Annotated in this window: 13 protein-coding genes; 8 read left to right on the top strand and 5 right to left on the bottom strand. The window is 66.9% G+C overall.

The window, feature by feature from the left end:
• Window positions 1–193: 193 nt before the first annotated feature.
• From trpE to trpC, 4 genes are read left to right on the top strand one after another with little or no spacing between them, the layout of a single operon-like run.
• A complete protein-coding gene (gene trpE / locus B3098_RS13905) occupies window positions 194–1,714 on the top strand; it encodes an anthranilate synthase component I (RefSeq protein ID WP_175123720.1) in 1,521 nt (506 codons plus the stop codon).
• A 56-nt stretch (window positions 1,715–1,770) separates the two neighbouring features.
• Window positions 1,771–2,337, top strand: a complete 567-nt coding sequence (locus B3098_RS13910; protein WP_105237103.1) for an aminodeoxychorismate/anthranilate synthase component II — start codon at window positions 1,771–1,773, stop codon at window positions 2,335–2,337.
• A gap of 11 nt (window positions 2,338–2,348) precedes the next feature.
• The gene (trpD, locus tag B3098_RS13915; RefSeq protein ID WP_056565041.1) at window positions 2,349–3,380 is read left to right on the top strand and encodes an anthranilate phosphoribosyltransferase; all 1,032 of its coding nucleotides are present in this window, start codon (window positions 2,349–2,351) and stop codon (window positions 3,378–3,380) included.
• Window positions 3,377–4,165, top strand: a complete 789-nt coding sequence (gene trpC / locus B3098_RS13920; RefSeq protein WP_175123721.1) for an indole-3-glycerol phosphate synthase TrpC — start codon at window positions 3,377–3,379, stop codon at window positions 4,163–4,165. The genes trpD and trpC overlap by 4 nt, the downstream gene beginning before the upstream one ends.
• A 122-nt stretch (window positions 4,166–4,287) precedes the next feature.
• Here the strand turns inward: trpC and B3098_RS13925 are convergent, their stop codons facing one another.
• Window positions 4,288–6,279 carry a sigma-54-dependent Fis family transcriptional regulator gene (locus tag B3098_RS13925; protein WP_286897141.1) on the bottom strand — a complete coding sequence of 664 codons (1,992 nt, stop codon included), beginning with the start codon at window positions 6,277–6,279 and terminating at the stop codon, window positions 4,288–4,290.
• 222 nt (window positions 6,280–6,501) lie between these two features.
• Here B3098_RS13925 and adh point away from each other — a divergent pair, with 222 nt between their 5' ends.
• The gene (gene adh / locus B3098_RS13930) at window positions 6,502–8,031 is read left to right on the top strand and encodes an aldehyde dehydrogenase (RefSeq protein ID WP_175123722.1); all 1,530 of its coding nucleotides are present in this window, start codon (window positions 6,502–6,504) and stop codon (window positions 8,029–8,031) included.
• Window positions 8,032–8,121: 90 nt separating this feature from the next.
• Entirely contained in the window at window positions 8,122–8,499 is a 378-nt protein-coding gene (locus tag B3098_RS13935) for a DUF779 domain-containing protein (RefSeq protein WP_175123723.1), read from the top strand.
• Window positions 8,500–8,505: 6 nt separating this feature from the next.
• On the opposite strand, the gene B3098_RS13940 is transcribed toward B3098_RS13935, so the two are convergent.
• The 3 genes from B3098_RS13940 to B3098_RS13950 all read right to left on the bottom strand — a co-directional run bounded on the left by B3098_RS13940 (window position 8,506) and on the right by B3098_RS13950 (window position 9,745).
• Window positions 8,506–8,679, bottom strand: coding sequence for a hypothetical protein (locus tag B3098_RS13940; RefSeq protein WP_218342270.1), 174 nt, complete (start codon window positions 8,677–8,679; stop codon window positions 8,506–8,508).
• A 143-nt stretch (window positions 8,680–8,822) separates the two neighbouring features.
• Window positions 8,823–9,473: a 2-hydroxychromene-2-carboxylate isomerase gene (locus tag B3098_RS13945; protein WP_175139589.1), complete on the bottom strand. Its 651-nt coding sequence runs from the start codon at window positions 9,471–9,473 to the stop codon at window positions 8,823–8,825.
• Window positions 9,470–9,745 carry a DUF2917 domain-containing protein gene (locus tag B3098_RS13950; RefSeq protein WP_286897144.1) on the bottom strand — a complete coding sequence of 92 codons (276 nt, stop codon included), beginning with the start codon at window positions 9,743–9,745 and terminating at the stop codon, window positions 9,470–9,472. Before B3098_RS13950 ends, B3098_RS13945 begins: the two co-directional genes overlap by 4 nt.
• 171 nt (window positions 9,746–9,916) lie before the next feature.
• On the opposite strand from B3098_RS13950, the gene B3098_RS13955 reads away from it, so the two are divergent.
• Window positions 9,917–10,834: a LysR substrate-binding domain-containing protein gene (locus tag B3098_RS13955; RefSeq protein WP_286897146.1), complete on the top strand. Its 918-nt coding sequence runs from the start codon at window positions 9,917–9,919 to the stop codon at window positions 10,832–10,834.
• A 144-nt stretch (window positions 10,835–10,978) separates the two neighbouring features.
• Here B3098_RS13955 and selD read toward each other — a convergent pair whose 3' ends face one another.
• Complete coding sequence (selD, locus tag B3098_RS13960) at window positions 10,979–12,040, bottom strand: selenide, water dikinase SelD (RefSeq protein ID WP_286897148.1); 1,062 nt, start codon at window positions 12,038–12,040, stop codon at window positions 10,979–10,981.
• 111 nt (window positions 12,041–12,151) lie between these two features.
• On the opposite strand from selD, the gene B3098_RS13965 reads away from it, so the two are divergent.
• Window positions 12,152–12,799, top strand: a complete 648-nt coding sequence (locus B3098_RS13965) for a TlpA disulfide reductase family protein (RefSeq protein WP_279975277.1) — start codon at window positions 12,152–12,154, stop codon at window positions 12,797–12,799.
• Window positions 12,800–12,991: the final 192 nt, after the last annotated feature.

Genomic DNA, 12,991 nt, shown 5'->3' on the forward strand with positions numbered 1-12,991 from the left:
AATGCTCGGCGCCTCGTGGCGTTGGTGGCGTTTGTCTTCCGGGTGGCGATGATTCCCCTTCCCGGCCCTAGACGCGACCTTGCCGCCTAGCGCCGACACTGTGTAAACAGCGCCCAACCCGGAACCAGTCAACTGGACCGGGTTTTTTGTTGCGTGCCCGGTCCGAAAGCAGACACCGCTTACGAGACCCGACATGACCGAAATCGAATTCAAGGCCCTTGCGGCACAAGGCTACAACCGCATTCCGCTGGTGGCCGAGACCTACGCCGACCTGGACACCCCGCTTGGCATCTACCTGAAACTGGCGCACTCCGGTCCCCTGGCCGGCCGCATGACCTGCCTGATGGAATCCGTGGTGGGCGGCGAGCGCTTCGGCCGCTACTCGTTCATCGGCCTGCCGGCGCGCACCGTGATCCGCGCCAGCGGCACGCGCACCGAAGTGCTGCATGACGGCAAGGTCGCCGAGACGCACGACGGCGATCCGCTGACCTTCATCGAGCAATACCAGAGCCGCTTCAAGGTCGCGCTGCGCCCGGGCATGCCGCGCTTCTGCGGCGGTCTGGCCGGTTACTTCGGCTACGACACCGTGCGCCACATCGAGCCGTGCCTGGGCCCCGCGGTCAAGCCGTTCCCGGCCGGCATGGAAGGCGGCACGCCCGACCTGATGCTGATGCACGTGGACGAACTGGTCATCGTCGACAACCTGGCCGGCCGTATCTACCTGATGGTCTATGCCGACCCCAGCCAGCCCGAGGCCTACAGCCGCGCACAGCAGCGCCTGACCGACCTGCGCGCCCGCCTGCGCCGCCCCGTGGAAATTCCATACAGCCACGCCAGCATGCAGACCGAGGAACGGCGCGATTTCAAGAAAGAGGACTACCTGGCGGCCGTGTTGCGCGCCAAGGAACATATCGCCGCCGGCGACCTGATGCAGGTGCAGATCGGCCAGGTCATCGCCAAGCCCTTCCGCGATTCGCCCCTCTCCCTTTACCGCGCCCTGCGGTCGCTCAATCCCTCCCCCTACATGTACTTCTGGAACTTCGGTGATTTCCAGGTGGTGGGCGCATCGCCCGAGATCCTGGTGCGCCAGGAACGCACGGTGGAAAACGGCGAGCCGAAGTCGCAGATCACGATCCGTCCGCTGGCCGGCACCCGCAAGCGTGGCGGCACGCCTGAGGAAGACGCGGCGCTGGCGGCCGAACTGAAGGCCGATCCCAAGGAGATCGCCGAACACGTCATGCTGATTGACCTGGCGCGCAACGACGTGGGCCGCGTCGCGCAGGTGGGCTCGGTGAAGGTGAGCGACACCATGGTGATCGAGCGCTACTCGCATGTGATGCATCTGGTGTCGAATGTGACCGGCACCCTGAACCCCGGCATGAGCAGCATGGACGTCCTGCGCGCCTCGTTCCCGGCGGGCACGCTGACGGGCGCCCCCAAGGTCGAGGCCATGAAGATCATCGACGAACTGGAACCCGTGCGCCGCGGCATCTACGGCGGCGCGGCCGGCTACCTGAGCTACGGCGGCGAGATGGACGTGGCCATTGCCATCCGCACCGGCGTCATCAAGGACGGCACGCTGTACGTGCAGGCGGCTGCGGGCATCGTGGCCGATTCGAACCCCGAAGCCGAATGGGCCGAGACCGAAGCCAAGGCGCGCGCCGTGCTGCGCGCGGCCGAGCAGGTGCAGCACGGCCTGGACGAACCCATCTGAGCCTCGCGGCCAAAACGACACCGCCCGGGCCGCAGAACGGCCCCGAGGAGAAAAAAATGCTGTTGATGATCGACAACTACGATTCCTTTACCTACAACCTGGTGCAGTACTTTGGCGAGCTGGGCGTGGACGTGCGCGTGGCGCGCAACGACCAGATCACGCTTGAAGAAGTGGCTGCGCTCAATCCCGACCAGATCTGCGTGTCGCCCGGCCCGTGCTCGCCGGCCGAGGCCGGCATCTCGGTGCCGCTGATCCAGGCGTACGCCGGCAAGAAGCCCATCCTGGGCGTGTGCCTGGGCCACCAGGCCATCGGCGCGGCCTTCGGCGGCGACATCGTGCGCGCGCAGCAGATCATGCACGGCAAGACGATCCAGCTGTCGCACACGGGCACTGACATCTTTGAAGGCCTGCCGACGCCGTACACTGTCATCCGCTACAACTCGCTGACCATCGATCCGGCCACTCTGCCGGACTGCCTGGCGGTCACCGCGACGGCGCCGGATGGCGACATCATGGGTGTGCGGCACAAGACCCTGCCGCTATACGGGGTACAGTTCCACCCCGAATCCGTACTGAGTGAGCACGGCCACGCCCTGCTGCGCAATTTCCTGAACCTCGCCTGAAAGGACGCACCGTGACGATTTCCCCCTCCGAAGCGCTGACGCGCTGCATCGAACACCGCGAAATATTCCACGACGAAATGCTGCACCTGATGCGCATGCTGATGCGCGGCGAGATGTCGCCGCAGATCGCCAGCGCGCTGTTGATGGGCCTGCGCGTCAAAAAGGAAACCGTGGGCGAGATCACCGCCGCGGCGCAGGTCATGCGCGAGTTCGCCACGCCCGTGGTCACGCCCAATCCGAACGACCTGCTGGACATGTGCGGCACGGGCGGCGACGGCAGCCACACGTTCAACATTTCCACAACTGCGATGTTCGTCGCAGCCGCGGCCGGCGTGCCGATCGCCAAGCACGGCAACCGCAGCGCCTCGTCGTCCAGCGGCAGCGCCGACGTGCTGGAGGCGCTGGGCGCCAACCTGGTGCTGACGCCCGAGCAGGTGGCCGAATGCATCCAGGAGACCGGCATCGGTTTCATGTTTGCGCCCGCCCACCACGGCGCGATGAAGAACGTGGCCGCCGTCCGCAAGGAACTGGCCGTGCGCACCATCTTCAACATCCTGGGTCCCCTGACCAATCCGGCCGGCGCCGCCAACCAGTTGATGGGCGTCTTCCACCCCGACCTCGTCGGCATCCAGGTGCGCGTGCTGGAACGGCTGGGCTCGCGCCACGTGCTGGTCGTGCATGGCAAGGACGGCATGGACGAGGCCTCGCTGGGCGGGGCCACGATGGTCGGCGAACTGAAGGACGGCGTGGTCCGCGAGTACGAGATTCATCCCGAGGACTACGGGCTATCCATGATGTCCAACCGGAGCATCAAGGTGTCCAATCGCGAGCAGTCGCGCGAGCTTGTCATAGAGGCGCTGGAGAATGTCGAAGGCGCGGCCAGAGACATCGTCGCCCTGAACGCCGGGCTCGCCATCTATGCCGGCAACAAAGCCGATTCCATTCCCGAAGCCTTAGCGCTAGCATTTGAACTAATTTCCACCGGCGCGGCGCGAGCCAAGCTGGAAGAATTCTGCGCATACACCCGGACATTCCAGAAATGAACGATATTCTCGCGAAGATCCTCGCCGTCAAGGCCGAGGAAGTCGCCGCCGCCCGCCAGATGCGCAGCGAAGCCGAAGTCCTGCGCGAAGCGCAGGCGCGCCAGGACGTGCGCGGCTTCGCTCAAGCCATCGAAGACAAGATCTCGCAAGGCAAGGCGGGCGTCATCGCTGAAATCAAGAAAGCCTCGCCCTCCAAGGGCGTCATCCGAGAGGGCTTTGCGCCCGCCGAAATCGCGGCCACCTACGCCGTGCACGGCGCGGCCTGCCTGTCCGTGCTGACCGACGTGCAGTTCTTCCAGGGTTCGCACGACCACCTGCGGCAGGCGCGGGCCGCGTGCGCGCTGCCGGTGCTGCGCAAGGACTTCGTGATCGATCCCTACCAGATCGTCGCCGCGCGCGCGATGGGCGCCGACTGCGTACTGCTGATCGTGGCCGCGCTTACGCCCGCGCAACTGCGCGACTACGAAACGCTGGCGATCGAGCTGGGCATGGACGTGCTCGTCGAAGTGCACGACGCCAAGGAGCTGGAAGTCGCGCTCACGCTCAAGACGCCGCTGCTGGGCATCAACAACCGCAACCTGCGCACGTTCGAGACCAGCTTGCAGACCACGCTGGACCTGCTGCCGCGCATTCCCGCAGGCAAACGCGTCGTGACCGAAAGCGGCATCCTCAAGCCGGAAGACGTGAAGCTGATGCGCGAGCACAAGGTCGACGCGTTCCTGGTGGGCGAAGCTTTCATGCGCGCGAAGGATCCTGGCGCGGAACTGGCGCGTCTGATCGGATGAACCCGCGGCGGCGGGCGGCGTTGCCGTCTTGCCGTGCCGGACGGCGCATGCGTCATGCGGCGCATCGCCAGACGAGGGATCGGCCAATCGGCTGATCCCTCGCTCATTTCTACTTCCAACGGCTATTTCGGCCGAGCCAGGCCCCATGCAGCGCCGCGCCGGTACACCGTGCTGCGGTGCACGCCCAACGCGCGCGCCGCGCGGCTGACGCTGCCGCCGTGCTCGGCCAAGGCGGCCCGAATGGCGGCGTCCGTCATGGCGTGCAGATCGCCGGAGCCGCCGGCCGGCGCGAGCGTCGTTGCTGCGGTGCGCGATGCATCGCCGCCCGGCGTGGCGATGTCCGGCGTATCGACTCCAGACGTAATAGCGCCCGACGTCGCGACGCCCGACGCGTTGGCTTCGATCCTCGCGGCACTCGCTGCACCGCGCAATTCCGCGGGCAGCATGTCCGCATCCACCCTGCCCGCTGGTCCCGCCAGCACATGCAACGTGCGCAGCACCGACGCCAGTTGCCGGTAATTGCCGGGCCAGGAATATGCCGCAAGCACGGCTTCAATGGCGGGCGGCAGCGCGGGACCCGCGCCTTGCGCCGCCCACAGCTCGCGCAGCAATTCCAGGCGGTCCGCCCGCGCGCGCAGGGGCTCGAGCGTGACGGTGTATTCGGCAATCCGGAAGTACAGGTCGGGACGCACCGGTGCGTCCGGGCCTTCGTGCGCCAGCGGCCGATGCGTGGCGCACACCAGGGTGAAGTCCACCGGCACGGGCCGCGCCGCGCCCAATGGCGAGACCTCGCGCGTCTGCAGCACACGCAGCAGGCGGGATTGCAGCAGCAGCGGCATGTCGCCGATCTCGTCCAGGAACAGCACCCCGCCATGCGCCTGTCGCAACAGGCCCTTGCTGCCCTGGCGGCGCGCGCCGGTAAAGGCGCCGTCTTCGTAGCCGAACAATTCCGATTCGATCAGGCTTTCGGGCAAGGCGGCGCAGTTCACCGCCACGAAGGGGCCGGCCGCGCGTTGGCCGCGCGCATGGATCTGACGCGCAAACACTTCCTTGCCCACGCCCGTTTCGCCCTGCAGCAGGATCGACACGCCGGCGTCCGCCAGATGCACGGCGCGCGCCAGCGCGCCCAGCGTCGCGGCATCGAAGCTGGGGGCTGGCGTCCTGGCCGGCGCGCCCGGCGCGCGCGACGCGGGCGCGGCGGGCGGTTGCGGTGCGCGCGAGCGCGGCATGCGCAGCCGCGCGTGATAGACCGCGCCTGTGCGTGTGTGCACCCTGCCCGTCGCGTCCGGGCATCGTTCGATGTCGCCGTCGAATACGTCCGCGTAGCGGTACACGCCCAGCGCGGTCGCCGCCAGCGCCAGCGCCTGCAGCGCGCGCCGGTTGGCGCCGATCAGCAGGTCGCCCTGGAAGGCCAGCAGCGCTTCGCCGGGCTGGCCGAGCCCGGCGGGGTCGGCATGCAGGCGCAGCACCGTGCAGGGTTCATAGGCGCTTTCGAACAACTGGTGTTCGATGCGGTCCACTGCCCCGCGCACCAGTGCCAGCACATCGGGGCGTACGTCGCGGGCCTGGCTGGATAGATCAAGCACGCCGAGCGTGCGGCCTTCGCTGTCGGTGATGGGGACGGCCGCGCAGGTCAGGATGCGGTTGGGTTCGAAATAGTGTTCGGCGCCGTGCACGGCGATAGGCCGGCCTTCGACCAGCGCGGTGCCGATGGCGTTGGTGCCGGCGGCGGCTTCGTCCCACGGCGCGCCCGGCATCAACGCCACGCGCGAGGCGCGATGCGCAAATCCCGTATCGCCGTCCGAGTCCAGCACCAGGCCCTGCGCGTCCGACAGGATGACGAGGTTGCCGCTGCCGCCGGCCTGGCGGCGCAGATAGGCGATGGCGGGTTCGGACATGCGGCGCAGCGCTTCGTTGCGCTGCTGGGCTTCGCGCAGTTCGCCCTGCGTCATGAGATCGGCGCGGCGCACGCCACGCATGTCGAAGCCCAGGTCGGCGCAGCGGCGCCAGGAACGCAGGATAGGTTCGGCAACCATGCCGCCCGGCACCGCGCCCTGCTGGTTAAAGAGCAGGCGCGCCTGCGTCAGCGTCTGCCTACCGGAGTGAGAGGCCATGTATGTCTCCTGGGACCGGCGTTCTGCGACGCCTGTGCTGCGACACCCGTTGCGCGACACCTGTTGCGCGACACCGTCGCGGATTGCGACATGGAACAAGCGAAAAACTACTTTCGCACGCGTGCGGCGGGCTGTCCAGCCGGGATGCCCCGACTGGCATGCGTTTTGCTTGATACCGGACAGGCAGCCCACTGCCACCATCCCAACAATACGGAGACAAGCATGGATATCGCGACCCGCGTTACCCCGGAGACCTACGGCACCCGCCTGGACCTCAGGACGCAGTACGACAATTTCATCGACGGCAAGTGGCAGTCGCCCGCGGATGGCGAATACTTCGACAACGTCACGCCGGTCACGGGCCAGACCCTGAGCCGCAACGCGCGCTCGAAAGAACGCGACATCGAATTGGCGCTGGACGCCGCGCATCGCGCCGCGCCGAAATGGGGTTCGACCCCGGCCGCCGAACGCGCCCGCATGCTGATGAAGATTGCGGACGTGATGGAAGCCAACCTGGAACGCCTGGCCACGGCGGAAACCTGGGACAACGGCAAGCCCATCCGCGAGGCCCGCGCCGCCGACATTCCGCTGGCCATCGACCACTTCCGCTATTTCGCCTCGTGCATCCGCAGCCAGGAAGGCGGGCTGTCCGAGATCGATCACGACACGGTGGCCTACCACTTCAATGAACCGCTGGGCGTGGTCGGCCAGATCATCCCGTGGAACTTCCCCATTCTGATGGCGGCGTGGAAGCTCGCGCCTGCGCTGGCGGCCGGCAATTGCGTGGTGCTGAAACCGGCCGAGCAGACGCCGCTGGGCATTCTGCTGCTGATGGAACTGATCGGCGACATCCTCCCGCCGGGCGTCGTCAACGTGGTAACCGGCTTCGGGCTGGAAGCCGGCAAGCCCTTGGCATCGAGCAAGCGCATTGCCAAGATCGCGTTCACCGGTGAAACCACCACCGGGCGGCTGATCATGCAGTACGCGTCGCAGAACATCATCCCGGTCACGCTGGAACTGGGCGGCAAGTCGCCCAACATCTTCTTCGCGGATGTGGCGGCGCAGGACGACGACTTCCTGGACAAGGCCGTCGAGGGCTTCGTCATGTTCGCGCTGAACCAGGGCGAGGTGTGCACGTGCCCCAGCCGCGCACTGATCCAGGAATCGCTCTACGACAAGTTCATGGAACGCGCCCTGAAACGCGTGGCCGAGATCAAGCAGGGCAACCCGCTGGACGCCGACACCATGCTGGGCGCGCAGGCCTCCACCGAGCAGCTGGAAAAGATCCTGTCCTACCTGGACATCGGCAAGCAGGAAGGCGCCGACGTGCTGGCGGGCGGCTCGCGCGCGCAGATGCAGGGCGGACTGGAAGGCGGCTATTACGTGCAGCCCACCGTGTTCAAGGGCCACAACAAGATGCGCGTGTTCCAGGAAGAAATCTTCGGGCCAGTCGTGGCAGTCACCACGTTCAAGGATGCGGATGATGCGCTGGCGCTGGCCAACGACACGCTGTACGGCCTGGGCGCCGGCGTGTGGTCGCGCGACGCCAACACGTGCTACCGGATGGGCCGCGCGATCAAGGCGGGTCGCGTGTGGACCAACTGCTATCACGCCTATCCCGCGCACGCGGCATTCGGCGGCTACAAGCAATCGGGCATCGGACGCGAGAACCACAAGATGATGCTCAACCATTACCAGCAGACGAAGAACCTGCTGGTGAGCTATTCGCCGAAGAAGCTGGGGTTCTTCTGATCCGGCAGGCTTGATCCCTTCAACCCAAGCCGCTTGCACGGCCAACCAGCGCGCCGGGTCCGCCCGGCGCGCTTGCAGAGGAATCCCGTCATGCCAGAGCACACGCCACGCGTGGTTGCGACCGACGAGGCGCGCCAGCTGATCGACACCTTGCGCACCAAGCACGGGCCGCTGATGTTTCACCAGTCCGGGGGCTGCTGCGACGGCAGCTCGCCCATGTGTTATCCCCAGGGCGAGTTCATGGTGGGCGGCTCGGATGTGCTGTTGGGCGATCTGGAAGGCTGCCCGTTCTGGATCGGTGAAGACCAGTTCGCTTACTGGGAACACACCCAGCTCGTCATCGACGCCGTGCCCGGACGCGGCGGCGCGTTTTCGCTGGACAGTGCGGAAGGCAAGCGGTTTCTGCTGCGGTCGCGGCTGTACTCGGATGACGAGTGGGCGAACGTCGGGCCGGTGACGAAGGGATAGCGCGCCTTAGCCGCGCTTGCCGTGACCGCCGCCTTTGGAGTGGGTGTCGTCTTGAAGGCCGGCGCGTTCGGCCTGTTTCCACTGGAAGGACACCCGCCGGATGCGGGCGGCGCGGAATTGCGTGAACGAACGGCCGCCCGGCATGGGCGCACCGCGATAGGCGCTGCTTGCGTTTTTCATTGCTGATGATGCGTTGACGAGAAATCTTGCGAAGGTTGATTGGGCGGAGCGGCTGACGACGTACAGCCGTTGCCGTGCGGCTGGCCAGGTGCGGCCGGCTAGTTGCGGCCGGCGAGGTGCGGAGGCGGGCCAGGCGCGGCTATCTACACGCCCGCATGCGGAGACCACGCGCTGGCCGGCGCTTTGCGGCGCGTCCACGCCAGTGCGTCTTCCAATCGGTCGTTGCCCCAGAACATTTCCCCCTCCACGAAAAGCGTCGGTGCGCCGAAGATGCCCAGGTCGCGTGCACGGTCGACCTGCTTGCGCAGCGCCTCCTTGGCGCTTTCCGTCTTGGCCCGGGCGATGAGCGCATCGGCATCCAGCGACAGGCCAATGAGCAGATCGCGCACGACGTCTTCGGACTGAATGTCCAGGTCATGCTGGAAATTCGCGCGGAACACCGCGACGCAGAAATCGCGTCCCCAGGGTTCATCCTGGCCCAGCAGCGCGATGCGCGCAGGCAGCACGCTCATGCGCGGAAAGAGGCGCGGGCGGTTGTAGACCACGCCGTACTTCTCGGCCAGGCGGGCGATGTCGCGCATCATGTACGCGCCCTTGCCGGGAAACAGCCGGAACGGCGTGTCGTTCCAGCCCTGCGCCTGGAAGATCGGCCCCAGCAGAAACGGCCGCAAATCCACCTTGACCTCGGCCTCGCGCGCAAGACGGTCGATGCGCTCGATCGCCAGATAGCTGTACGGGCTGGCAAAGTCGAACCACATTTCGATGCGGGGCGTATCGGGCAAGGACGCGGTCATGGCTGAAACTCCGGTTGGCCTGCACAGCGGGGCGTGGCGATGGCGCGCTGCGCCTGACCGCCCTGCGAAAGTAGCGCGACCTGCGCATCCGGCAGGCCGCTGAGGACGACGTCGCGATCGCTGTGCACGGTCAGGGATTCGCCCGCTTGCAGCACGCTGTCATCGAAGCGGCGGTACTCGGAGACCCACACGGCGCCAGCGTGACACTCGATGCGGACGCCCGAAGCGCGCTTGAGCAGCATAGTCGAGCCGCCGCCCAAACGGAATGACATGCCTGCGGTGCAACATAACTGGAACATGGCGCCCCTCCCGGCCGCAGCAGCGGCGATCACGGTGGATGACCACAACCTGGTCCCGGTCACCCAACGTCTGAGTCATATTGGACGCCCGCGGCGTACTATTGCTCAAGCGACTTTTCCGCTCGACACGCATGAGTTTCACGAATGCCATACCCGCTAGCGAAACTACCTCCGCTTGATCTGGTACGCGGCTTTGTCGCCGTCGGCCGCCGCATGAGCATCACGCTTGCCGCGCAGGATCTGCATGTCACGCAGTCCGCCGTCAGCCGCCAGATCCGCGCACTGGAAGCGCATCTGGGGGTGCCGTTGCTGGTGCGCGGGTTTCGCAGCGTAACGTTCACCTCTGAAGGCGCGCAGCTTTTCCGGATGGCCGATGTATGGCTCAGTCAGCTCGGCGACCTGACCGAACAACTGCGCGCCCCCGAGCGGCGCACGCCTGTCACCGTCACCACCACCATCGGCGTGGCCTCGTTGTGGCTGCTGCCCCGGCTGGGCGATTTTCAGGCGGCGCATCCCGACATCGACGTGCGCGTGGCCGCCGACAACCGGCTGATCGACATCGACCGAGAAGCCGTCGACATCGCCATCCGCTACAGCGAGCGCAACACGGTCTCCGATGGCGCCGTGTGGCTCTTTGGCGAGTCGGTAGTGCCCGTGGCCCATCCGTCGCTCGACGCGCGCGAACTGGATGCGCGCGAGTTGCAGCGCCATGTGCTGCTGGAATTCGACGATCCCACGCGGCCCTGGCTGCAATGGTCGGAATGGCTCAACGCGCGCGGCCTGGGGCGTGTGCGCCCGAAAGGCATGCTGCGCTTCAACCAGTACGACCAGATCGTGCATGCCGCGCTGGCCGGCCACGGCATCGCGCTGGGACGGCTGGCGTTGATTGCGCCCATGCTGGCGGACCGGCGGTTGACCCTCGTCGGCAGTCCGGCGGCCAGCGCCACCGAACACGCCTACTGGCTGGTGCGTAACGCGCGGCGCAGCACGCCGGATGCCGACGTCGTCACGCAGTGGCTAGTGGATCAGGCGGCGGCGACGGCGCGGGATCTGACGGGTTGAGCGCACGTCGCCGCGGCGAACGGCGCGGCGCGCGCGCGCAGGGGCGAACGCGGGTGGCACAGCAGCCGCCCATGCCCTGGTTACCAGACCGGCGACCACCAGACCGCTCGGGAGCAGCCCGCCGTGCCCTGTGTAGCCTGCCGGTCAGTCCACCACGACCTGCGCCGGACCGTCAGCCATCTCGCCGATCACGGCGGCCTGGCCGAAGCCCTGTTCGTGGAAGATCTTGAGCACCGCATCCGCGGCTTCCGGTGCGCACGACACCAGCAGGCCACCCGAGGTCTGCGGATCCGTCAGCAAAGCACGCTGGGTGTCCGACACCCCGGCGCCCAGGCGTACCGATTCGCCGTACGACGTCCAGTTGCGGCCGGACGCGCCCGTGATCACGCCGTCGGCGGCAAACGCTTGCACACCCGGCAGCCAGGGCAAAGCATCCAGCCGCACGCGAGCCGTGAGCTTGGCGCCGCGCGCCATCTCCAGCGCATGGCCCAACAGGCCAAAGCCCGTCACGTCGGTGATCGCATGCACCCCATCCAGCGCGGCCAGCGCAGGGCCGGGACGATTCAGCCGCGTCGTCGTGTCGATCATCACGCGATAACCGTCCACGTCCAACAGGTTCTTTTTCAGCGCCGCCGACAGGATGCCCACGCCCAGGCCCTTGCCCAGGATCAGCACGTCGCCGGCGCGCGCATCCGCGTTGCGCTTGATGCGATCCGGATGCACCAGCCCCATCGCGGCCAGGCCATAGATGGGTTCGACAGAATCAATGCTGTGGCCGCCCGCCACCGGGATGCCCGCGTCGGCACAGACCGATTCGCCGCCCTTCAAAATCTGGGCAATCACGTCGTGCGGCAGCACATTGATCGGCATGCCGACGATCGCCAGCGCCATGATCGGCGTGCCGCCCATGGCGTACACATCCGACAGCGCGTTCGTCGCGGCGATCCGGCCAAAGTCGAAGGGATCGTCCACGATGGGCATGAAGAAGTCCGTGGTGGCGATAAGTGCCTGCTCGTCGTTCAGCCGGTACACCGCCGCATCATCCGCGGTTTCCGTGCCCACCATCAGGTTCGGATAGCTGGCGGCGGGGCCAAACCGCGCCAGCAGCGCCGACAGCACCCCTGGCGCAATCTTGCAGCCGCAGCCGCCGCCATGCGATAGGGAAGTCAAGCGCGGCGCGTTGGTGGACGCAACATCCTGGGTCATCTCAGTCTCCGTGAGTCAATCGGAAAAAGGATAGCACCGGCCCCGTGAATGGCCCTATGATCGAACGCAGCCAGGCCCTCGCCATTGAACGCTCGCTTGCAGGAGTCCGCCTTGATCAGCCGCCGCCGCCTTCTGCAAACCGGTTTGACGCTCGCGGCGCTGCCCGCGTGGGCCGGCGCCGCGAACAATGCGGCAAGCAACGCCGCGGTTGGCGTCGGAAAAGGCCCGGCAAATGGCGCCCAGAATGGCAGCCCGAACGGCACTCCCAGTGCCGCCCAGAATGCCGCCCCGACAGCCGACGCATTGAAAGCCGCCACCGGCCCCAACTGGGCGCCATGGACCGGCCCGGCCTTGCCGCTCGTCCTGCCCGACCTCGGCGGGCGCGAGCAAAAGCTTTCCGCGTGGCGCGGCAGCGTTGTCATCGTCAGCTTCTGGGCCACGTGGTGCGAGCCGTGCCGCGACGAACTCCCCATCCTGTCCACCATGGCCAAGCGCCATCGCGAAGAAGGCCTGCGCCTTGTCGCCGTCAACGTCGGCGAAGCGCCCGCCAAGATCTCCGCCTTCCTGAAAAAGACCCCCATCAACGGCACGGTCCTGCACGACCGCAACAGCGCCGCATCGAAGAAGTGGGAAGCCGCCGCGCTGCCCGCCAACTACCTCGTCGACCGCGCCGGCACGATCCGGTTCTGGCATCTAGGTGAACTGAACTGGAAGTCGCACGAGATAGGCGGCGTGGTGACGCGCATGCTGCGCAGTTGATGGAGAGCCACCCGTTCGCGCCGATGTTCAGACACCCGGGCGCAGCTACGCACTGCGACGGACATCTCGTAAGGGTGCCAGACACCTGCATCGGGGTATATCGGCACTTGGTCCGCCGTCCACCCCAACGACCGCCCGATCAGCCCCTGAAAGAGCCCGTGGTGGCGCGGGGTTCGCGTTGCGGGCCGTTTA

Source organism: Achromobacter sp. UBA2119, from assembly GCF_002331005.1.
Taxonomy (GTDB): domain Bacteria; phylum Pseudomonadota; class Gammaproteobacteria; order Burkholderiales; family Burkholderiaceae_B; genus Achromobacter; species Achromobacter animicus.